Origin of the sequence: Allobosea sp. 117 (assembly GCF_000702305.1) — a bacterium.
In the GTDB taxonomy this organism is placed as follows: Bacteria; Pseudomonadota; Alphaproteobacteria; order Rhizobiales; family Xanthobacteraceae; genus Ancylobacter.
On sequence record NZ_JNLC01000012.1, the window covers coordinates 357,203 to 377,728 of the forward strand.

Consider the following 20,526-nt stretch of genomic DNA (forward strand, 5'->3'; position numbering starts at 1 on the left):
GGCAGGCGTTCCCGTCCGCCGCCGGATCTCGCACGAAACGGATCGTCGGCTCAGCTCTGGACCCGAGCGCGGATGCGCAGCTCGACGCTGGAAACCACCCAACTGAAGCCATAGCCGATGACGAAATAGATCAGCGCCACCGCGGTCAGGATCTCGATCGGCCGGGCGGTGATGTTGGAGATCGACTGCGCCGTGTACATCAGCTCGACCATGCCGACCGCGGAGACCAGCGTGCTCTCCTTGAACAGGCTGATGACGTTCGAGAGGATGTTCGGAATGGCGCGGATGAGCGCCTGCGGAGCGATGACGTAGAAGGTGCGCGTCGCCGGCGCGAGGCCGAGGGCGTTGCAGGCGTCGTACTGGTCCTGCCCGATCGACTTCAGCGACGAGCGGAAGGACTCGCTGGTGATGGCGCCCATATAGAGCGTCAGCGCGATGATCGACGACCAGAACGCGTTGATCTCCACGCCGAGGATGATCGGCAGGCAGAAGAACACCCAGAACAGCGTGATGAGGGTGGGCGCGCCGCGCAGCACCTCGACATAGAGCGCCGCCGCCCAGCGCACCGCCCGGAACCGGGACTGCTGGCACAGCGCGATGAAGAAGCCCAGCACCGTGCCCGCCAGCGAGCAGATGCCGCTGAGCAGGAGGCTCATCATCAGCCCCCAGGCGAGCGCGTCGCGGAACTTCCAGACCACGGAGAAATCGAGATTGTCCATCGCTCACGCCTTCAGCGCACGATCGCTTCTCGCCTCGATGAAGGCGGCGAGGCGCCCGATCGGTATCGAGACGGCGAGATAGAACAGCACGAGGAAGGTGTAGGTCTCGATCGGCCGATAGGTCGATGTCGAGATCAGGCGGCCGTTGTACATGAGCTCATCGACGCCGACCAACGCGACCAGCGAGGTCTGCTGGAACAGGCCGATGCCGTTGGTGATCAGCACCGGGATCGCGTAGCGCAGCGCCTGGGGCATGATGACATAGGCGGTCCGCTCGAACGGCGTCAGGCCGAGCGCCACCGCCGCGTCGACATGGGCGCGCGGAATGGTCTGGATCGCGGCGCGGAAGGCCTCGGCGTTGAAGGCGCTGAGATTCATGCCGAGGATGACGACGCCCATGAAGATCGGCGACCAGAACACGTCGAACAGGATCGGCACGCAGAAGAAGAACCACACGATCTGCACGAGCGCCGGCGTGCAGCGGAAGAACTCGATATAGAGCTTCGCCGGCGCGCTGAGCAGGCGGTAGGGACCGGTGGTGCATAGCGCCAACAGCGCGCCGCCGATCAGCCCCGCCACATTGGCCCAGAAGGTGAGGTAGAGCGTGACCCACAACCCTTTGAGGAACAGCGGCCACGCCTGGATGATGAAGAAGTAGTCGAGATTCTGCATCACGCCGGCTCGGCATTGGCGTGCAGGACGTTGTTGATGAAGTCGCGCGCCCGCTGGCTGGTGGGCCGGGCGAAGAACTCCTCCGGCGGGGCGTCCTCGGCGATGGTGCCGCCGGCGCAAAACACCACGCGCGTGGCGATGCGCCGGGCGAACCACATGTCGTGGGTGACGATCATCATCGGCATGCCACCATCGGCGAGCTCGATGATCATCGCGATGACCTCCGAGACGAGCTCGGGATCGAGCGCCGAGGTCACCTCGTCGAACAGCATCAGCTTGGGATCGAGCATCAAAGCGCGGGCAATGGCGACGCGCTGCTTCTGGCCGCCCGACAGCTCGGAGGGATAGGCGGTGAGCTTCTGGTCGAGCCCGAACCGCCGCATGATCTCGCGCGCGCGGTCCTCGGCGACGCTGCGCGGCACGCCGCGCGAGCGCACCGGTGCCAGCGTCAGGTTCTTCAGCACGTTCAGGTGCGGGAAGAGCGTGTAGCTCTGGAACACCATCCCGATCTGCTTCTGGATGCGGCGGTCGATGCGGGTGGCGCCATTGTCGGCGCCGATATAGGGCTCGCCATTGATGTCGATGGCGCCGGCCGCGATGTTCTCCAGCCCCATGATGCAGCGCAGGAGCGTGCTCTTGCCGCCGCCGCTCGGACCGATGACGACCAGGCGGTCCTTCGAGGTCATGGTGAGATCAAGCCCGTTCAGGACCTTGATCACCCCCATCGCGTAGCTTTTCTCGAGACCTCGAATCTTCAGGAAGTGGTCTGCCATTGAGCGTCCCCAAACGAACGGCTGGAGCACCGTCATGCCGCTCCAGCCGTCGCATCGTTGCAAGATCGAGGACCAGCCTACTTCGACGCGCCGATGATCTTGGCAACATATGCGTTGAAGAGATCCGCCGTCTGGCCGGTGGCCGCCTTCTCCTCGATGAAGATGTTGAGGGCGTCGATGTCGGCGGCGCTGGCGGTGCGGCGCAGGCCGAAGGCGATGCCCTGCTTGGCGACGGCCGGCGTCGGGAACAAGGCCACCCAGCGGTTCGGCGCGGTAGCGACGAACAGCGCGTTGGCATCGCTGTCCTCGACCACGATGTCGGCGCGGCGGGAGGTGACCGCCAGGCGGTTCGCGTCGACGTCGGCGAGACGCATGATGGTGGCGTTCTTGAGGTTCGCGGTCATCGCCGCGTCCTCCGCGCTGCCGGTCTTCACCACGAAGGTGGTGCCGGAAACGTCGAGATCGGCCAGCGACTTCGGATCCTTGATCTTCGGATTGGCCTTATCGTAGACGAGCGAGATCTGGTACGCCCACACCGGCGCGCTGAAGGCGATCGCCAGCGCGCGCTTGGGCGTGCGGTTCAGGGCCAGCGAGAGGTCCCAGCGGCCGGCCTGCAGGCCCGCCACCATCTGGTCCCAGGTGGTGTCGACCATCTCGGCCTTCACGCCGAGCACCTTCTCGGCAAACTCGTTGCAGAAGTCGACGAACAGCCCGCTATAGGTGCCGGTCGAGGGATCGCGCATCACATGCGGCGGTGCGAGGGCGACGCCGCAACGCAGCGCGCCGCGCTTCTGCACCTCCTGCCAATAGCCCTCGGCGGTCTGCGCGCGGGCCGCGGGCGCCGTCATCGCGACGCCGACCACGCCCAGCGCGGCAAGGATAAGCCTGCTCCAGTTCATGAAATTCCCCTGCTCTCTGGTTTTGGAATTTGTTTCAGACAGAATGTCGACCAAATGGCGACAATGTCAAGCGAAGGTCGGACCGGGTTGCTTCCATTTTGAGCACGCCAACTGCGATGGCAGACCTGCCTACGCGTTGAGCACCGTGGCGGCGGAGGTCCACCGGTACTCAGGAGGGCAGAGGGACGTCCGCCGGAGTCAGCAACGGCCTGCCCCGGACGATGTCCGAGGCCATCTCCGCGATCATGATCGTGGTGGCATTGGTGTTGGCGTTGGTGATGAACGGCATCACCGAGGCGTCGATCACGCGCAGGCCCTCGATCCCGTGCACCTTGAGCGTCGGATCGACGACACTGTCCGCGCCCTGCCCCATCCGGCACGTGCTGGTGGGATGGAAGTCGTTCACCCCGGCGCGCGTGATGTAGGCGTCGAGTTCCGCCTTCGAGGCGAACGAATGCGGCGGGTCGGCCGGTCCGTCGAGCAGCCCGGCGAAGGCGCGCTGGCGTGCCACCTCATGGCCGATGCGGATGCTCTCGCGCATGCGGCGCCGGTCGCCGTCCGTATTCATGAAGTTGCTGAGGATGCGCGGCGGGTCCGCCGGATTGGCCGAGCGGAGCTTCACCCACCCGGTGCTCTCGACCCGCGTCGGGCCGATGCAGAAGGTCAGCCCGTGGTTCTTCATGTCGATGCCGTTGTCGTGGTCGAAGATCAGCGGCAGCGCCTGGACCTCGATGTCGGGATAGCCGGGATCGATCTCGCTGCGCAGCAGCGCCATGGCTTCGAGATTGCTGGTGGCGAGCGGACCGGAGCGGCGCAGCGCCCAGTCGACACCGGCCAGCGCCGCCCGGTGCCAGGCCACATATTTGATGGCGGAGACGGGCTGGCTGGAGACGAACTTCATGTAGACGCAGGCATGGTCCTGCAGGTTCTGTCCCACCGCCGGCAGGTCCATCGCGACGTCGATGCCGATCTCCTCCAGATGCGCCGCTGGCCCGAGGCCGGAGAGCATCATCAACTGCGGCGAGCCGAAGCTGCCGGCGCAGAGCAGCACCTCCCGCGCGGCGCGGACCTGCTCGCGCTGGCTCCCGCGGCTGTAGGACAGGCCGACCGCCCGGCCCTTCTCGAGCACAATGCGCTCCACCATCGCGCCGGTCAGCACCGCGAGATTGCGGCGGCTGGCCGCCGGCTTCAGATAGGCGCGCGCCGTCGAGGAGCGGATGCCGCCGGCGCAGTTCGACTGGAAGCCGCCGAAGCCCTCGGGCTGCGCGCCGTTGAGGTCGTCCGAGAACGCGTAGCCCGCCTGCTTTCCGGCCTCGAAGAAGGCCTCGTGCAACGGGCTGAAGCTGTAGGTGCCGCCCTTGACGAGGATCGGCCCGCTGCCGCCGCGATAGGCGTCCTCGCCGCCTTCCCACGTCTCCATGCGCTTGAAATAGGGCAGCACCTGCCGGTACGACCAGCCGGCCGCGCCGGCCGCCACCCAGCGCTCGAAGTCGTGCGCGTTGCCACGGATGAAGCCGAGACCGTTGATCGAGGACGAGCCGCCGAGCACCTTGCCGCGCGGCTGGTACATGCGCCGGCCGCCGAGCCCGGGCTCCGGCTCGCCGGTGAAGCACCAGTTGTATTTCGGATGCTTGAAGGTGAAGTCGTAGCCGGCGGGCATGCGTATGCCCCAGTAATTGTCCTTCGGCCCGGCCTCGACCAGCAGGACGCGGGTGTCGGGATCCTCGGACAACCGCGCGGCCAGCACGCAGCCCGCCGAGCCGGCGCCGACGATCACATAGTCATACGCGCGCATGCCGACCCCTCCCGTCGCGAGACCGGGCGGCGCCTTTCAAAACGGCGCCGCGAGGCCCGCTTCACACCGTGGCGGTGATCCCGCCGTCCACGTAGATGATCTGCCCGTTGACGAAGCTCGACGCTTCCGAGGCGAGGAAGATGCTGGCGCCGACGAGCTCGTCGGGCCGCCCCCAGCGCCGCGCCGGCGTGCGCGCACCGACCCAGGCCGAGAAAGCGGCGTCCTCCATCAGCGGCCGGTTGAGGTCGGTCTGCATATAGCCGGGGCCGATGGCGTTGATCTGCAGCCCGTGCTGCGCCCATTCCGCCGCCATGGCCCGCGTCAGCATGGCGATGCCCGCCTTGGTCACCGCATAGGGACCGACGGTCGGGCGCGCGAGGCCGCTGGTGAGCGAGCCCATATTGATGATCTTGCCGCCCTTGCCGCGCGCCATCATCCGTTCGGCGGCAAGCCGCCCGATGAGGAACGGCGCGGTGAGGTTGACGTCAATGATCCAGGACCACTCCTCCGGCGTCACATCGACCATCGGCGCGCGGCGGACCACGCCGGCATTGTTCACCAGGATGTCGATGTCGATCCCTTGCGCGTCGAAGCGCGCGAAGGCGTCGGCCACGGCCTCGCGATCGGTCACGTCGAAGGGCGCGGGGATCACCTCGACACCGGCGGCCGAAAGCGTCTGCACCGCCGCGTCCACATTGCCGGTATCGACGCCGTTGACGATGACGCGGGCGCCTGCCGCCCCGAGGCCGCGCGCGATGGCGAGGCCGAGCCCGCGAGACGAGCCCGTCACCAGTGCGGTCTTGCCGGACAGATCGAACAGCGCCAGTGACACGAACGCGAACCCCGCTTCCCCGGACCAGCCGTCACGACGCGCAGGCGCGTCGGCGAATGGCCGACAGACTGTCATGTCGACATTTAGACGACAAGACGTTAGTTTGACCGTCGTCAATGTCGGATGGCGGGCGCCGGACCAGCTTCGCGGAGCACTCGACCCGCCGCACGCAACCATTTGGGGAGACACGACCTTCGCGCGAGGCACGAGCGTATACGGACGATACGGCAGCCTATATGGTGCCCGTATCGAGTCGACATTGGCCGGACACGATCGGCGTTATGGGTCGGCTGTCACGGCCGGCGTGGCGGACGGCGACAGGTTGGCTTGATGTGCGCGCGCGAACGGGTGTTTTGACTTTTCTCTGAACTTCGTTTGAACAGCGCCGAATTACGCAACACCGCCGGAATAGAATATGTCGATGCTCCTCGATTCCGATCATCCGAGCCCCGCGAAGGAGACCGGCAGCGCCCGCGTCTACGCCCAGCTCCGGCAGGACATATTGCGTGTGGCCATCGCGCCCGGCGCGCCGCTCGACGAGGTGGGGCTGAGCGAGCGCTTCGGCCTTTCACGCTCGCCGATCCGCGAGGCGCTGGTACGGCTCTCCAGCGAGGGGCTGGTGGTGATCCTGCCCAACCGCAGCACCATCGTCACGCCGATCGACGTGCAGAGCATTCCCGAATTTCTCGACGCGCTCGACCTGCTGCAGCGCGCGACCACGCGGCTCGCCGCCCTTCACCGCACCGAGGCGGACCTCAAGGCCATCGTCGCGGCGCAGCTCGGCTACGAGGAGGGCGTGCGCGAGACGCTGGCGACCGGCAATTCCCTGCCGCTCATCGAAAGCAACCACGCCTTCCACATGGCGATCGCCCATGCCGGGCGGAACCGCTACTTCACGCAGTTCTACAAGCGCCTTCTGGACGAGGGGCGCCGGATGCTGCACTTCCATTTCGAGTTCCTCGCGCGGGATACCCAGATCTCGGTCGAGATGATGGCGTCCGGGCACACCGAGATGGTGGACGCCATCCGCGCCCGCGATGCCGACCGGGCCGAGGAGATCGCGCATATCCACGCCACCCAGTTCCGGGGCCGCTTCGTCCAGTATCTGGACCGCAACATCACCTCCGAGATGCGCATCAGCCTGCGGAACGGCGACGAGACGTGAGGCCGCAGGCACCGCCCGGCGTCCCGCATTCTCATCGCACCGAACAGCGTCTATGCTTGATGCGCGCGGCGCCGAACGCGGCAAGCCGCGAGCAAGCGGGTCCGCCTATGCCTGAACTGGTGCGCTTCCTCGTCCGTCATGCCCTGATCGGCATCGCCGTCGCCGCGGCCTCCGTCGCCGCGCTGCTGGCGTTCGACGTGGCGCGGCTCGGCACCTTGGTCTGGCAGTCGCCTTCCGGCATCGTGGCGGTCATCGCGCTGACCTGCGGCCTCGCCATCACCTTCGGCAGTGTGCAGATGGGCTTCGCCGTCATGCTGCTGCGGGCTAGCGAGGACGATGCGCGGGGCGGCAAGCCGCGGCACACGGACGCGCCCGAGGGCGCAAGGCCGGCGCTCGCGACCCTCCCCGGAAGGCGCGCCACGGGCCGCGATCGCCGGCTTTTCGAGGCTTTCTGAGCCCGCTCGCCCGCGCCCATAGCGCCGATTCAAGGGCCCGCGCATGGGGGAAGGATGGCCTTCTCCTTGCTTGCGAGTCGCGACCGATGCGTATCAACCGACCATCCCAGCTTCCGCCGCCATGACGGTCGACACCAGTCTCAAGATCGTCATCGTCGACGAGAGTCCGCTGCGCGCCGCCATTCTGGAGGACGGGCTGCGCGAGGCCGGCTATGTCAACGTGCTGCGCCTGCCCGAGCGGCACAATCTGCTGGCGCGGCTGCACGCCATCGACCCCGACGTCATCGTGATCGACCTGGAAGACCCCTCGCGCGACGTCGTCGAGCAGATGTTCCAGGTCAGCCGCGAGGTGAAGCGTCCGATCGCCATGTTCGTCGACCAGTCCGACACCTCCACCATCGAGGCGGCGATCGAGGCCGGCGTCTCCGCCTACATCGTCGACGGGCTGAAGAAGGAGCGCGTGAAGCCGATCGTCGACATGACGATCAGCCGCTTCCGCGCCTTCGCGCGGCTGAAGGACGAGCTGGAGCAGACCAGGACGCAGCTCGAGGAGCGCAAGACGGTCGACCGCGCCAAGGGCATCCTCATGAAGCTGAAGGGCCTCGACGAGGAGCGGGCCTATGCGCTGATGCGCCGGACCGCGATGAACGAGAAGAAGCGCATCGTCGATATCGCCCAGTCCATCATCACGGCGGCGGAGCTGTTCAAATGAGGCCGCGAACTGAAGCCTCCTCCATGAGGAGCGCGTCATGAGACGCCTGTCGATCGGCTTCATCCCACTCACCGACGCCGCGGTGCTGATCGCCTGCGCCGAGCGTGGCTTCGCGCGCGCCGAGGGGCTGGAGATCGAGCTGCACCGCGAGGTCTCCTGGGCCAATATCCGCGACAAGGTGAATGTCGGCCTGCTCGACGGCGCGCATATGCTGGCGCCGCTCGCCATCGCCTCCTCGCTCGGCCTCGGCCATGTGCGGGTGCCGCTGGTGGCGCCCTTCGCGCTGAACCTCAACGGCAACGCCGTCACCGTCTCGACCGCGCTCCACGCCGCTATGATCGAAACCGGCGAGGATCTGGCGGTCGGCGAAGGCACGGCGCGGGCGCTCGGCCGCGTGGTGAAGACCCGGCAGGCGGCGGGAGAGGAACCACTCGTCTTCTCCTCGGTCTACGCCTTCTCCACCCACAGCTTCATGCTGCGCCACCTGTTCGCGGCCGGCGGCCTCGACCCCGAGCGCGACGTGCGCCTCGTCGTGGTGCCGCCGCCCTACACGGCGGAGAGCCTGCGCAACGGCCTGATCAACGGCTTCTGCGTCGGTTCGCCGTGGAACAGCGTCGCGGTGGAAGCCGGCGTCGGGCGCATCGCCCTGCTCGGCTCGGAGATCTTCGCCCGCGCGCCGGAGAAGGTGCTCGGCGTGCATGCCCGCTTCGCCAATGCCGAGCCCGAGGTGCTGCACCGGCTGGTGCGCGCGCTCGACGCCGCCGCCCGCTGGTGCGAGACGCCGGAGGCGCTCGACGATCTCGCCCGCCTGCTCGCCGAGCCGCGCCATCTGGACCTTCCGGTCGAGATGCTGCGCCGCGCGCTGCAGGGGCGGCCGGTCGGCGGCAGCGGCGAGGCCGAGCGCTCCGATGCCGACTTCCTCGTCATGCATCGCGACGGCGCCAACCGGCCGGAGCCGGCGCATGCGCTCTGGATCTACGCGCAGATGGTCGCCGCCGGACAGGCCGAATACAGCCGGGAAGCCGCGCAGGCGGCGATGGAGGTCTATCTGCCGGGCTTCTACGACGCCGCGACCGGCAATTCCGACAGCCACCTGCCGCCCGGCGCCGATCCGGTCGGCACCCGCTTCGGCGAGCCCTTCACCCCCGACGACGTCGACGGCTATCTGGCGCGGCTGCGCGGCGCGTGATCGCGGCACAAACCGTGGATGGCCGGCTCAAGCCCCGCCATGGGCACGCGATGCGCTGCACAATTTCGCGCCAGATGACGCGTCGCCCTGCGCATCGATGTGGCATACCAGAGCGGCGCGGCCGATCTAGGCGCGCTCGCCCCTCTGCCGGGCAAGTTTCTGAATCTTCTTTGGATTAATTCTCGGAAGCGATGCCGCGCGCGAGTTGGCATGCTTCGTGAATATAAGTCTGCGCCGCCGATCAACGATGATCTCGGCATTCCCGATTTCGCCCAGCGATGGGCCTCAGCAAAGCCGCTGACTCCGTGACGGGTTCACCCGTCCGGGTCCGTGGCTTTTTGTGTTTTCATCGCTGCGCTCGGGTTCGATCAGGACGGGCGCGGCTTCTCGAAACAAGATTCCGAGGGCAACCCATATGACCGAAACCCCGCCGTCCCGTTCGCGTCTGTCCCGCCGCTCCTTCCTGAAGTCGTCCGCCGCCACGCTGGGCGCCGCCGCGCTGTTCGACAGCGTGCGGATGGCCTTCCCCGGTGGCGTGCCGCAGGCCTACGCCGCGACGCCGGAGACCACCAAGGCGACGCTCGGCTACATCGCGCTGATGGACGCCAGCCCGCTGGTGATCGCCAAGGAGAAGGGGCTGTTCGCGAAATATGGCGTGCCGGATGTCGAGGTCGCCAAGCAGGCCTCGTGGGGCGCGACGCGCGACAACCTCGTGCTGGGCGGCGGCGCGAACGGTATCGACGGCGCCCACATCCTCTCGCCGATGCCCTATCTCATCTCGGCCGGCAAGGTGACGCAGAACAACGTCCCGACCCCGATGTACATCCTCGCGCGGCTGAACCTCGACGCGCAGGCGATCTCGGTCTCCAACGAGTACAAGGACCTGAAGGTCACCGCCGACGCGGCGGCGCTGAAGGCGGCCTTCGCCGCCAAGAAGGCGGCCGGCAAGGAGGTGAAGGTCGCCATGACCTTCCCGGGCGGCACCCACGACCTGTGGATCCGCTACTGGCTCGCCGCCGCCGGCATCGACCCCGACAAGGACGTCTCGACCATCGTCGTGCCGCCCCCGCAGATGGTGGCGAACATGAAGGTCGGCAACATGGACGCCTTCTGCGTCGGCGAACCGTGGAACGAGCAGCTCGTCAACCAGGGCATCGGCTTCACCGCCTGCACAACCGGCGAGATCTGGAAGCACCACCCCGAGAAGGCGCTCGGCATGCGCGCCGAGTTCGTGGACAAGAATCCCAACACCACCGCGGCGATCCTGATGGCGGTGATGGAAGCCCAGCAATGGTGCGACCAGATGGCCAACAAGGAGGAGATGTCGGCCATCGTCGGCAAGCGGCAGTGGTTCAACGTGCCGGTCGCCGACATCGTCGGCCGCGCCAAGGGCGACATCAACTACGGCAACGGCCGCGTCGAGAAGGGCACCTCCCAGTACATGAAGTTCTGGCAGGACCACGCCTCCTACCCCTTCAAGAGCCATGACGCCTGGTTCGTCACCGAGGACATACGCTGGGGCAAGTTCGAGCCTTCGACCGACGTAAAGGCGCTGGTCGACAAGGTGAACCGCGAGGACCTCTGGCGCGCCGCCGCCAAGCAGATGGGCGTCGCGGCGGCCGACATCCCGGCCTCGGCCTCGCGCGGCAAGGAGACCTTCTTCGACGGCAAGGTCTTCGACCCCGAGAACCCCACCGCCTACCTCGCCAGCCTCGACATCAAGCGCGTCGCCTGAGGCGCTGCCTTCCTCACCACCGGGAGCCGATCATGTCCGTGACCGCACTCAAGGGCGAAGCCCCGCCCACGCCGGCGAAGAAGAGCGCCGATATCGTCCAGCTCGCCGTGCCGGCTCGCCCGGCGAAGCCGAGCCGCCTCGCCGGCCTCGCGCGCGGCGTCGCCGTCGCGGTGGTGCCGCCGGCGATCGTCCTCGCGCTGCTGCTTGGGTTGTGGGAGCTGCTGTGCTCCAGCCCCGGCGCGACGCTGCCGCCGCCCTCGACCATCTGGAGCGAGGCGCGCGATCTCATCGTCGATCCGTTCTTCGTCAACGGACCGCAGGACATCGGCCTCGGCTGGCGGGTGCTGACCTCGCTGCAGCGGGTCGCCATCGGCTTCGGCCTCGCGGCGGTGGTCGGCGTGGTGCTCGGCGTCATCGTCGGCCAGTCGGTCTGGGCGATGCGCGGGCTCGATCCGATCTTCCAGGTGCTGCGCACCGTGCCGCCGCTGGCCTGGCTGCCGATCGCGCTCGCCGCCTTCCGGGATTCCAGTCCCTCGGCGGTGTTCGTGATCTTCATCACCGCGATCTGGCCGATCATCATCAACACCGCGGTGGGCGTGCGGAACATCCCGCAGGACTACCGCAACGTCGCCGCCGTGCTGCGGCTGAACCCGCTGGAATTCTTCCTGAAGATCATGCTGCCGGCGGCGGCGCCCTACATCTTTACCGGCCTGCGCATCGGCATCGGCCTGTCCTGGCTCGCCATCGTGGCGGCCGAGATGCTGACCGGCGGGGTGGGCATCGGCTTCTTCATCTGGGACGCGTGGAACTCCTCGCGCCTGTCCGACATCATCGTGGCGCTGGTCTATATCGGCGTGGTCGGCTTCGTGCTCGACCGCATCGTCGCCGGCATCGGCGCCTTCATCACCCGCGGCACTGCCGCTGCCTGAGGAGGAACCGATGAGCGCCTATCTCCAGCTCGACCATATCGACAAGTCCTTCACCCGCGGCGGTGCCACCTCCGAGGTGCTGCGGCAGGTTTCGCTCGGCATCGCCAAGGGCGAGTACGTCTCGATCATCGGCCATTCGGGGTGCGGGAAGTCGACCCTGCTCAATATCGTCGCCGGCCTCACCCCGGTGAGCGGCGGCGGCGTGATCCTCGAGGGCCGCGAGGTGAACAGCCCCGGCCCCGACCGTGCGGTGGTCTTTCAGAACCACTCGCTGCTGCCGTGGCTCTCGGTCTACGACAATGTCCGCCTCGCCGTGGACAAGGTGTTCTCCGGGCTGAAGAGCCGCGCCGAGCGCCACGACTGGACGCTGCACAATCTCGACCTCGTGCAGATGGGTCACGCCAGGGACAAGCGTCCCTCGGAAATCTCCGGCGGCATGAAGCAGCGCGTCGGCATCGCCCGCGCGCTCGCCATGCAGCCCAAGGTGCTGCTGCTCGACGAGCCGTTCGGCGCGCTCGACGCGCTGACCCGCGCGCATCTGCAGGACTCGGTCATGCAGATCCATGCCAATCTCGGCAACACCATCATCATGATCACCCACGACGTCGACGAGGCGGTGCTGCTCTCCGACCGCATCGTGATGATGACCAACGGCCCCGCCGCCCATATCGGCGAGGTGCTGGAGGTGCCGCTGCCGCGCCCGCGCCGGCGGCTCGAGCTTGTCACCGATCCGACCTACCTCAAATGCCGCGAGGCGGTGCTCAAGTTCCTCTACGAGCGCCACCGCTTCGTCGAGGCGGCGTGAGGGAGGACGGCATGACACCCGACCAGATCACCCTCATCCGCGCGAGCTTCGACAAGGTGCGCCCGATCTCGGAGAATGCCGCCGCGCTGTTCTACGGCCGGCTGTTCGAGATCGCGCCCGAGGTGCGCCCGCTGTTCAAGGCCGCCGACATGCCCGAGCAGGGGCGCAAGCTGATGGCGACGCTCGCCGTCGTCGTCAACGGCATCGACGACCTGCCGGCGCTGCTGCCGGCGGTGGAGCGCCTCGGCGCCCGCCACGCCGGCTACGGCGTCACCGACGAGCACTTCGCCCCGGTCGGCGCGGCGCTCATCTGGACGCTGGAGCAGGGCCTCGGCGACGGTTTCACCCCCGATACGCGCGAGGCCTGGGTCACCGCCTATGGCGCCCTCGCCGGGGTGATGAAGGACGCCATGAAGGCGGCACCGGCCGGCACCGAGGCGACAGCGTGATGAGCGAGCCCCACATCATGGGCGAACGCCTCGTCATCGTCGGAAACGGCATGGCGGCCGCGAAGCTCTGCGCCGAGCTCGTGGACGCCTGCCCCGGCCGCTACGCGCTCACCGTCATCGGCGCCGAGCCGCACCTCGCCTATAACCGCGTGCTGCTCTCCTCGCTGCTCGCCGGCGAGGTGGGCGCGGACGAACTCACCCTGCACTCGCGCGGCTGGTGGGAGGCGCACGGCATTCGCCTCGTCTGCGGCAACCCGGCGATCGCCATCGACACCGGGGCGCGCACGGTGCGGCTCGCCGACGACACCGTGCTGCCCTTCGGCAAGCTGGTGCTGGCGACCGGCTCGCACCCGATCCGCCTGCCCATACCCGGCATGGACCTGCCCGGCGTGATGACCTTCCGCGACCGCGCGGATGTCGAGGCGCTGCTCGCCGCCGGCGCTGCCGGCGCGCGTGCGGTCGTCATCGGCGGCGGCCTGCTCGGGCTGGAGGCCGCGACCGGCCTCGCCGGCGCCGGCGTCGAGACCACGATCGTGCATCTCGCCGACCGGCTGATGGAGCGCCAGCTTGACGCCCGCGCCGGCGCCATGCTTCGGGGCGCGGTCGAGGCGCGCGGCATCGCCGTCGCGCTCAACGCCTCGACCGTCGCCATCGAGGGCGAAGGGCGCGTCACCGGCCTGCGCCTCGCCGACGGAACCGTGCTGCCGGCCGATCTCGTCGTCGTCGCCTGCGGCGTGCGGCCCAACGCCGATCTCGCCCGCGCCGCCGGCCTCGCCTGCAATCGCGGCGTGCTCGTCGACGACGGGCTCGCCACCGACCATGCCGGCATCTTCGCCATTGGCGAATGCGCCGAGCATCGCGGGCTGGTCTACGGCCTCGTCGAGCCGGCCTATGAGCAGGCCCGCGTGCTGGCGCGGCGCCTTTCCGGCCGTGCGGGCGCCTATGAGGGCAGCGTCACCGCCACCAACCTCAAGGTCTCCGGCGTGCATGTCTTCTCCGCCGGCGACTTCCTCGGCGCCGAGGGCACGCAGGACCTCGTGCTGTCGGACCCCGGCATCGGGCTCTACCGCCGGCTGGTGGTGCGCGAGGATGCGCGCGGCACCCGCCTCGTCGGCGCGGTGCTCTATGGCGACACCGCCGACGGGCTGTTCTACCGCGACCTGATCCGCTCCGGCCGCGACATTTCCGGGCGTCGCGCCGACATCGCCTTCGGCCGCTGCGATTTCCCTGAAGACACGAACCTCACCGCGGAGGCCGCGTGATGGGCACCGAATTCTCCCCCGAGCAGAAGCGCTATCTCGAAGGCTTCGTCGCCGGCCTCGCCGCCACCAAGGTGGCCGGCGGCCTCGGCAGCGCCGCTCCCGCCGCTTCCCCGACCAAGGCCGAGCCGACCGGCCCGGACGCGGCCGCCCACCGCGCCATGGCCCGCACCGAGGCCGAGGGCCGCAAGCTGGTCAATGAGGAGAAGGCGAAGCGCGAGGAACTCGGCCTCGATTCCTACGCCCGCATGAAGCAGCACGCCCGCGAGGGGGTGTTCCCGAAGGGGATCGACGTCTTCCGCTGGAAGTTCCACGGCCTGTTCTATGTCGCCCCGACGCAGGACAGCTTCATGTGCCGGCTGCGCATTCCCAACGGGGTGCTGAAATACTGGCAGTTCGACGGCATCGCCGACCTCGCGGCGAAGCATGGCGGCGGCTATTCGCACGTCACCACCCGCGCCAATCTGCAGATCCGCGAGATTCCGGCGACAGACGGCCCTGCCCTGCTCGAAGGGCTGATCGGCCTCGGCCTCACCGCGCGCGGCTCGGGCGCCGACAACATCCGCAATGTCACCGGCTCACCCACCGCCGGCATCGACCCGCAGGAACTCCTCGATACGCGGCCCTATGCGCTGGAGTGGCATCACCACATCCTCGCCGACCGCTCGCTTTACGGCCTGCCGCGGAAGTTCAATGTCGCCTTCGATGGCGGCGGACGGATCGGCGCGCTGGAGGACACCAACGATATCGGCTTCCAGGCGGTGGAGATGGCCGACGGCTTCGGCGTCGAGCCGGGCGTGTGGTTTCGCCTCGTGCTCGGCGGCATCACCGGCCACCTTGATCTCGCCCGCGACACCGGCGTGATCGTGAAGCCGGAGGACGCGACCCGCGTCGCCGACGCCATCGTGCGCGTCTTCATCGACCACGGCGACCGCACCGACCGCAAGAAGGCGCGGCTGAAATATGTGCTCGACGCCTGGGGCTTCGAGAAGTTCCTCGCCGCCACCGAGGAGAAGCTGGGCGAGACGCTCGTGCGCGTGGCCCCGGAGGCGGTGGCGCCGCGTCCCGAGCCGGACCGGCTCGGCCATGTCGGCGTGCATGCGCAGAAGCAGCAAGGCCTGAACTGGGTCGGCGTGGTGCTGCCGGTGGGCAAGATGACGGTCGAGCAGATGCATGGGCTCGCCCGCATCGCCCGCGACCTCGGCGACGGCGAGCTGCGCCTCACCGTGTGGCAGAACCTGATCCTGTCCGGGGTTTCCGACGCCAATGTGCCCCTCGTCGAAGCGGCGCTCGAGGCGATGGGCCTGACCTCCCGCGCCACCGCGCTGCGCGCCGGCCTCGTCGCCTGCACCGGGGCGGCGGGGTGCAAGTTCGGCAATGCCGACACCAAGGCCACCGCAGAGGCCATCGCCCAGCATTGCGAGGGCCGCGTCGCGGTGGACCTGCCGGTGAACATCCACGTCACCGGCTGCCACCATTCCTGCGCGCAGCACTATATCGGCGACATCGGCCTGGTCGGCGCCCGCGTGCCGGTGAGCGACGACGGCGACACGGTCGCCGGCTATCACGTCGTGGTCGGCGGCGGCTTCGGCTCGGATGCCGCCATCGCCCGCGAGCTGTGGCGCGACGTGAAGGCCGAGGACGCGCCCGCCCGTGTCGAAGGCCTGCTGAAGGCCTGGCTCGCCCACCGCGCCGACGCCGGCGAGACGCTCGCCCGCTTCACCCGCCGCCATGAGCCCGAGGTGCTGCGCGCACTGGTCAGCGAAGCGCTGGAGGCCGCCGAATGAACGCCGCGACCCCGACCCCGGTGCCGCCCGCTGTCGCCTTCTTCCCGGAGACCGCGCCCTTCAGCGAGGAGCAGCGCGCCTGGCTGAACGGCTTCTTCGCCGGCATCCTGACTCCGCAGGGCCTGCCCGGCGGCCCGACCGCACTCTCGCCGGCCGAGAACGCCGCGCTGATGCCGGGCGGCGCGGCGGATGCCGACGACGGCGCACCCTGGCACGACCCGGCCATGCCGCTCGACGAGCGCATGAAGCTCGCCGAAGGGCGTCCGCTGGCCCGCCGCATGATGGCGGCGATGGCGCAGCAGGATTGCGGCCAGTGTGGCTATCTCTGCGAGACCTATTCCGCCGCCATCGCCTCCGGCGCGGAGAGCAAGCTCAACCTGTGCTCGCCGGGCGGCAAGGAGACGGCGCGCATGCTGAAAAGCCTTGCCGCCGAGCTCGGCGACGCGCCAGCGGCGGCTCCCGCGGCTGCCCCCCCGGAACCGGCTCCGGTGGGCGCGCCCGGCACCTCGCGCGACAACCCGGCGACGGTGACGCTCCTTGCCCGCCACCGGCTCAACAAAGGCGCCTCCGAGAAGGAGACGTGGCACGTCGAGTTCGACCTCTCGTCGGCCGGGCTCGACTATGAGGTCGGCGACAGCTTCGGCATCTTCCCGCAGAACGATCCCGGCCTCGTCGCCGCCGTGCTCGACGCCATCGGCGCCACCACCCACGACATGATCGGCGAGCGCGCCGCAAGCGACGTGCTCGCGAACGACGTTGCGCTGGGCGCCGCGCCGGACGGGCTGTTCCAGCTCCTCACCTATCTCACCGGCGGCGAGATGCGCCGCAAGGCTCGGGCGCTCGCCGCGGGCGAGGATCCGGACGGCGACGCCGCCACCCTCGACGTGCTGGCGGCGCTGGAGAAGTTCGGCCGACCGCGCATCGCTCCCGAGGTGCTGGCCGAGGCGCTGGAGCCCCTGCAGCCGCGCCTCTATTCGATCTCCTCCAGCCCGAAGGCGACGCCCGGCCGGCTCTCGCTCACCGTCGACGCGGTGCGCTACCGCATCGGCGCGCGCACGCGGCTCGGCGTCGGCTCGACCTTCCTCGCCGCCCGGCTGGAGCCCGGCACGAAGCTGCGCGTCTATGTGCAGAAGGCGCACGGCTTCGCCTTGCCGAAGGACCCGTCGACGCCGGTGATCATGGTCGGGCCCGGCACCGGCATCGCGCCTTTCCGCGCCTTCCTGTGGGAGCGCTTCGCCGCCAAGGCGCCGGGCCGTAACTGGCTGTTCTTCGGCCACCAGAGGAGTGACTGCGACTTCTTCTACGAGGACGAGCTCGCCGGCATGCGCGCCTGCGGGCACCTGTCGCGCCTCACGCTGGCCTGGTCCCGCGACGGCGGCGAGAAGGTCTATGTGCAGGACCGCATGCGCGAGGTCGGCGCCGATCTCCACGCCTGGCTCGAGGCCGGCGCGCATTTCTACATCTGCGGCGACGCCAAGCGCATGGCGAAGGATGTCGAGCACGCGCTGGTCGACGTCGTCGCCGCCCATGGCGGCAAATCGACCGACGAGGCCCATGCCTATGTCGCAAGCCTGAAGAAGGCGGGGCGCTATCAGGCGGACGTCTACTGATGAACGCCCCCGTCCCCGCTCAGGCCGCTCTCACCGCGCTGACCGGCCCGGCCGTCCATCTCGCCGCACCGGCTGGCCAGGGCGCGGTGCGCACCACCTGCCCCTATTGTGGTGTCGGCTGCGGGGTGCTGGCGACGCCGGACGGGGCGGGCGGAGCGGCGGTCGCGGGCGACCCCGAGCACCCGGCGAATTTCGGTCGGCTCTGCTCGAAGGGTTCGGCACTCGGCGAGACGCTGGGGTTAGGCACCCGCCTCCTCCATCCGATGATGCGGGGCGCCGACGGTTCCATGGCGCGGACCGGCTGGGATACGGCGCTCGACCGCATTGCCCAGGCCTTTGAGGACACGATCGAAAGGCACGGTCCCGACGCGGTCGCGCTCTATCTCTCCGGCCAGCTTTTGACCGAGGACTATTACGCCGCCAACAAGCTCGCCAAGGGTTTCCTCGGCACCGCCAATGTCGACACCAATTCGCGGCTCTGCATGGCCTCTTCGGTCGCCGGCCACAGGCGCGCCTTCGGCTCCGACACCGTTCCGGGCAGCTATGCCGATCTCGACGAGGCCGATCTCGTCGTGCTGGTCGGCTCCAACGCCGCCTGGTGCCACCCGATATTGTACCGTCGCCTCGAGGCCGCGCGGCTGAAACGCGGCACCAGGCTCGTGGTGATCGACCCGCGCCTCACCGCCACGGCCGACGACGCCGATCTTTTCCTGCCCGTGAAGCCGGGAAAGGACGCCATTGTCTTCGCCGGCCTGCTGACGTGGCTGGCCGATGGCGACCATCTCGACGAGGCCTATGTCGCCGCCCATACGCGCGGTTTCGACGAGGCCCTCGCGGCCGCCCGCCGGCTGGCGCCCTCCGTGGAGGCCGCGGCCTTGGAGGCCGGCGTCGCGGCCGAGGACCTCGCCGCCTTCTATCGCCTCTTCGCCGGAACCGGGCGGACCGTCACCTGCTACTCGCAGGGCGTGAACCAGTCGGCGCAGGGCACCGACAAGGTCGGCGCCATCATCAACTGCCACATCGCCACCGGCCGCATCGGCCGGCCCGGCATGGGTCCCTTCTCCCTCACCGGCCAGCCCAATGCGATGGGCGGACGCGAGGTCGGCGGCCTTGCCAACCAATTGGCCGCGCACATGAATTTCACGGCCCCGGAAATCGACCGGGTGCGCCGCTTCTGGCAGGCGCCGCGCATGGCGGAGCGCGAAGGGCTCAAGGCGGTGCAGATGTTCGAGGCGATCGCTGCCGGCCGCATCAAGGCGCTGTGGATCCTGGGCACCAACCCGGCGGTGAGCCTGCCGCGCGCCGATGCCGCGCGGGATGCGCTTCGCCGGCTCGATTTCCTCGCAATATCCGAGAACGTCGCCACGAACGACACGCTCGGCTGCCGGCCGCACTTGATCCTGCCCGCCCTCGCATGGGGCGAGAAGGACGGCACCGTCACCAATTCCGAGCGCCGCATTTCCCGGCAGCGCGCCTTCCTCGCACCGCCCGGCGAGGCGAAGCCGGACTGGTGGGCGGTCGCCGAGGTCGGCCGGCGACTCGGCTTCGGCGAGGCCTTCGCCTGGCGCTCCGCCGCCGATGTCTTCCGCGAGCACGCCGCGCTCTCGTCTTTCGAGAATGAGGGCGTGCGCGATTTCGACCTCGGCGGGCTCAAGGACATGCCGGACGCGGCGTTCGACGCCATGGCCCCGGTGCAATGGCCGGTGCGGCGGCCGGAGGATACCGGCGAGAAGCGCTTCTTCGCCGATGGCCGTTTCTACACGCCCGACGGCCGCGCCCGCTTCGTCGCTCCCGATCCGCCCGCGCTCGCGACAGCGACGGATGCGGAATTTCCCTTCATCCTCAACACCGGGCGCATTCGCGACCAGTGGCACACCATGACACGCAGCGGTCTTAGCCCACGGCTTGCCGCGCATCTGCCGGTGCCCTTCGTCGAGATCCACCCCGACGACGCGGCCCCGCTCGGCATTGGCGACGGTGACGCGGTGCGGCTGGTCTCGATTCACGGCACTGCGGTGGTTGAGGCACAGCTTGTCCCCGGCCAGCGCCGCCACAACCTGTTCGCGCCCATCCACTGGAGCGGCGCCAATTCCTCGGCGGGGCGCATCGGCGCGCTGGTAGCCGGCACCACCGACCCCTTCTCCGGCCAGCCGGAATCCAAGGCGACGCCGGTGCGGATGGAACGCCTCGACATGCCGTTCCGCGGCTTCGTCCTGATGCGCCGCGACATCGGCCCGCCACCGGTCGCCTGCTGGGCGCGGGCGGCGGTCGAGGGTGGCGTCGGCTATATCCTCGCCGATCCGCAGCCCCCACGCGACTGGATGACCGGGTGGTGCGCCGCGCTCGGCGCCGACGCGGCCGATTACGACGACGCCGGCGCAGGTCGCTATCGCCTCGCCGCCTTCGAGGGCGGCCGCCTCGCCGTGCTGGGCTTCATGGAGCGCTCGCGGCAGCGGCTGGACTGGAGCGGCGTGCTGCCGCTCCTTGCGGACGGCGTCATCGCGCCCGATCAGCGTCGGGCGCTGCTCTCGGGCCGCACGGAAGGCGGCGCCGGTGCCGGTCCTCTGGTGTGCGCCTGCCATGGCGTGCCGCGCGCGGCGATCGAGGCGGCCATCGCCGGCGATCCTCGCGCCAGCGTGGAATCGCTCGGCCGCTGCCTCAAGGCCGGCACCAATTGCGGCTCCTGCATTCCGGAGCTGCGGCGCATGCTGCGGCAGGTCATGGAAGTGACGTGACCCGGC

The 20,526-nt window shown here is 69.0% G+C and carries 18 protein-coding genes; 12 read left to right on the top strand and 6 right to left on the bottom strand.

The window, feature by feature from the left end; all coding sequences use genetic code 11:
• Positions 1 to 50: 50 nt before the first annotated feature.
• The 6 genes from U742_RS0110915 to U742_RS0110940 form a co-directional block, all read right to left on the bottom strand.
• Positions 51 to 719, bottom strand: coding sequence for an amino acid ABC transporter permease (locus U742_RS0110915; RefSeq protein ID WP_029352898.1), 669 nt, complete (start codon positions 717 to 719; stop codon positions 51 to 53).
• A 3-nt stretch (positions 720 to 722) separates the two neighbouring features.
• Positions 723 to 1,391: an amino acid ABC transporter permease gene (locus U742_RS0110920; protein WP_029352900.1), complete on the bottom strand. Its 669-nt coding sequence runs from the start codon at positions 1,389 to 1,391 to the stop codon at positions 723 to 725.
• The gene (locus U742_RS0110925) at positions 1,391 to 2,164 is read right to left on the bottom strand and encodes an amino acid ABC transporter ATP-binding protein (RefSeq protein ID WP_029352902.1); all 774 of its coding nucleotides are present in this window, start codon (positions 2,162 to 2,164) and stop codon (positions 1,391 to 1,393) included. The genes U742_RS0110920 and U742_RS0110925 overlap by 1 nt, the downstream gene beginning before the upstream one ends.
• A gap of 77 nt (positions 2,165 to 2,241) precedes the next feature.
• A complete protein-coding gene (locus U742_RS0110930) occupies positions 2,242 to 3,012 on the bottom strand; it encodes a transporter substrate-binding domain-containing protein (RefSeq protein ID WP_248310336.1) in 771 nt (256 codons plus the stop codon).
• A 220-nt stretch (positions 3,013 to 3,232) separates the two neighbouring features.
• A complete protein-coding gene (locus U742_RS0110935) occupies positions 3,233 to 4,858 on the bottom strand; it encodes a choline dehydrogenase (RefSeq protein WP_029352906.1) in 1,626 nt (541 codons plus the stop codon).
• A gap of 61 nt (positions 4,859 to 4,919) precedes the next feature.
• Positions 4,920 to 5,690 carry an SDR family oxidoreductase gene (locus U742_RS0110940; RefSeq protein WP_029352908.1) on the bottom strand — a complete coding sequence of 257 codons (771 nt, stop codon included), beginning with the start codon at positions 5,688 to 5,690 and terminating at the stop codon, positions 4,920 to 4,922.
• Positions 5,691 to 6,105: 415 nt separating this feature from the next.
• Here U742_RS0110940 and U742_RS0110945 point away from each other — a divergent pair, with 415 nt between their 5' ends.
• From U742_RS0110945 to U742_RS0111000, 12 genes are all read left to right on the top strand, one after another.
• Positions 6,106 to 6,855, top strand: a complete 750-nt coding sequence (locus U742_RS0110945) for a GntR family transcriptional regulator (RefSeq protein ID WP_051661067.1) — start codon at positions 6,106 to 6,108, stop codon at positions 6,853 to 6,855.
• Positions 6,856 to 6,962: 107 nt separating this feature from the next.
• On the top strand, positions 6,963 to 7,310 hold the full coding sequence (locus tag U742_RS0110950; protein WP_156034201.1) for a hypothetical protein: 348 nt from the start codon (positions 6,963 to 6,965) through the stop codon (positions 7,308 to 7,310).
• A 121-nt stretch (positions 7,311 to 7,431) separates the two neighbouring features.
• Positions 7,432 to 8,022: an ANTAR domain-containing response regulator gene (locus U742_RS0110955; protein ID WP_029352914.1), complete on the top strand. Its 591-nt coding sequence runs from the start codon at positions 7,432 to 7,434 to the stop codon at positions 8,020 to 8,022.
• 37 nt (positions 8,023 to 8,059) lie between these two features.
• Positions 8,060 to 9,211, top strand: coding sequence for a CmpA/NrtA family ABC transporter substrate-binding protein (locus U742_RS0110960; protein ID WP_029352916.1), 1,152 nt, complete (start codon positions 8,060 to 8,062; stop codon positions 9,209 to 9,211).
• A 415-nt stretch (positions 9,212 to 9,626) separates the two neighbouring features.
• Positions 9,627 to 10,946: a CmpA/NrtA family ABC transporter substrate-binding protein gene (locus tag U742_RS0110965; RefSeq protein ID WP_029352918.1), complete on the top strand. Its 1,320-nt coding sequence runs from the start codon at positions 9,627 to 9,629 to the stop codon at positions 10,944 to 10,946.
• Positions 10,947 to 10,978: 32 nt separating this feature from the next.
• On the top strand, positions 10,979 to 11,875 hold the full coding sequence (gene ntrB, locus U742_RS0110970) for a nitrate ABC transporter permease (RefSeq protein ID WP_029352919.1): 897 nt from the start codon (positions 10,979 to 10,981) through the stop codon (positions 11,873 to 11,875).
• A 10-nt stretch (positions 11,876 to 11,885) separates the two neighbouring features.
• Positions 11,886 to 12,680: an ABC transporter ATP-binding protein gene (locus U742_RS0110975; protein ID WP_029352920.1), complete on the top strand. Its 795-nt coding sequence runs from the start codon at positions 11,886 to 11,888 to the stop codon at positions 12,678 to 12,680.
• Between the two features lie 11 nt (positions 12,681 to 12,691).
• Complete coding sequence (locus U742_RS0110980; RefSeq protein WP_029352922.1) at positions 12,692 to 13,129, top strand: globin family protein; 438 nt, start codon at positions 12,692 to 12,694, stop codon at positions 13,127 to 13,129.
• A 17-nt stretch (positions 13,130 to 13,146) separates the two neighbouring features.
• Positions 13,147 to 14,391, top strand: coding sequence for an NAD(P)/FAD-dependent oxidoreductase (locus tag U742_RS0110985; protein ID WP_081852955.1), 1,245 nt, complete (start codon positions 13,147 to 13,149; stop codon positions 14,389 to 14,391).
• A complete protein-coding gene (locus U742_RS0110990) occupies positions 14,391 to 16,175 on the top strand; it encodes a NirA family protein (RefSeq protein WP_029352926.1) in 1,785 nt (594 codons plus the stop codon). Before U742_RS0110985 ends, U742_RS0110990 begins: the two co-directional genes overlap by 1 nt.
• Complete coding sequence (locus U742_RS0110995; protein ID WP_029352928.1) at positions 16,172 to 17,785, top strand: sulfite reductase subunit alpha; 1,614 nt, start codon at positions 16,172 to 16,174, stop codon at positions 17,783 to 17,785. The genes U742_RS0110990 and U742_RS0110995 overlap by 4 nt, the downstream gene beginning before the upstream one ends.
• Positions 17,785 to 20,520: a nitrate reductase gene (locus tag U742_RS0111000; RefSeq protein WP_081852944.1), complete on the top strand. Its 2,736-nt coding sequence runs from the start codon at positions 17,785 to 17,787 to the stop codon at positions 20,518 to 20,520. The genes U742_RS0110995 and U742_RS0111000 overlap by 1 nt, the downstream gene beginning before the upstream one ends.
• The last annotated feature ends 6 nt before the right edge of the window (positions 20,521 to 20,526 follow it).

Bases quoted from the DNA above. Each gene is read 5' to 3' on its own strand.
- U742_RS0110990 (WP_029352926.1), top strand. From the start codon at position 14,391: ATGGGCACCGAATTCTCCCCCGAGCAGAAGCGCTATCTCGAAGGCTTC.
- U742_RS0110925 (WP_029352902.1), bottom strand. From the start codon at position 2,164: ATGGCAGACCACTTCCTGAAGATTCGAGGTCTCGAGAAAAGCTACGCG.
- U742_RS0110995 (WP_029352928.1), top strand. From the start codon at position 16,172: ATGAACGCCGCGACCCCGACCCCGGTGCCGCCCGCTGTCGCCTTCTTC.
- ntrB (WP_029352919.1), top strand. From the start codon at position 10,979: ATGTCCGTGACCGCACTCAAGGGCGAAGCCCCGCCCACGCCGGCGAAG.
- U742_RS0110965 (WP_029352918.1), top strand. From the start codon at position 9,627: ATGACCGAAACCCCGCCGTCCCGTTCGCGTCTGTCCCGCCGCTCCTTC.
- U742_RS0110955 (WP_029352914.1), top strand. From the start codon at position 7,432: ATGACGGTCGACACCAGTCTCAAGATCGTCATCGTCGACGAGAGTCCG.
- U742_RS0111000 (WP_081852944.1), top strand. From the start codon at position 17,785: ATGAACGCCCCCGTCCCCGCTCAGGCCGCTCTCACCGCGCTGACCGGC.
- U742_RS0110945 (WP_051661067.1), top strand. From the start codon at position 6,106: ATGTCGATGCTCCTCGATTCCGATCATCCGAGCCCCGCGAAGGAGACC.
- U742_RS0110920 (WP_029352900.1), bottom strand. From the start codon at position 1,391: ATGCAGAATCTCGACTACTTCTTCATCATCCAGGCGTGGCCGCTGTTC.
- U742_RS0110950 (WP_156034201.1), top strand. From the start codon at position 6,963: ATGCCTGAACTGGTGCGCTTCCTCGTCCGTCATGCCCTGATCGGCATC.
- U742_RS0110985 (WP_081852955.1), top strand. From the start codon at position 13,147: ATGGGCGAACGCCTCGTCATCGTCGGAAACGGCATGGCGGCCGCGAAG.
- U742_RS0110960 (WP_029352916.1), top strand. From the start codon at position 8,060: ATGAGACGCCTGTCGATCGGCTTCATCCCACTCACCGACGCCGCGGTG.
- U742_RS0110930 (WP_248310336.1), bottom strand. From the start codon at position 3,012: ATGACGGCGCCCGCGGCCCGCGCGCAGACCGCCGAGGGCTATTGGCAG.
- U742_RS0110915 (WP_029352898.1), bottom strand. From the start codon at position 719: ATGGACAATCTCGATTTCTCCGTGGTCTGGAAGTTCCGCGACGCGCTC.
- U742_RS0110975 (WP_029352920.1), top strand. From the start codon at position 11,886: ATGAGCGCCTATCTCCAGCTCGACCATATCGACAAGTCCTTCACCCGC.
- U742_RS0110935 (WP_029352906.1), bottom strand. From the start codon at position 4,858: ATGCGCGCGTATGACTATGTGATCGTCGGCGCCGGCTCGGCGGGCTGC.
- U742_RS0110980 (WP_029352922.1), top strand. From the start codon at position 12,692: ATGACACCCGACCAGATCACCCTCATCCGCGCGAGCTTCGACAAGGTG.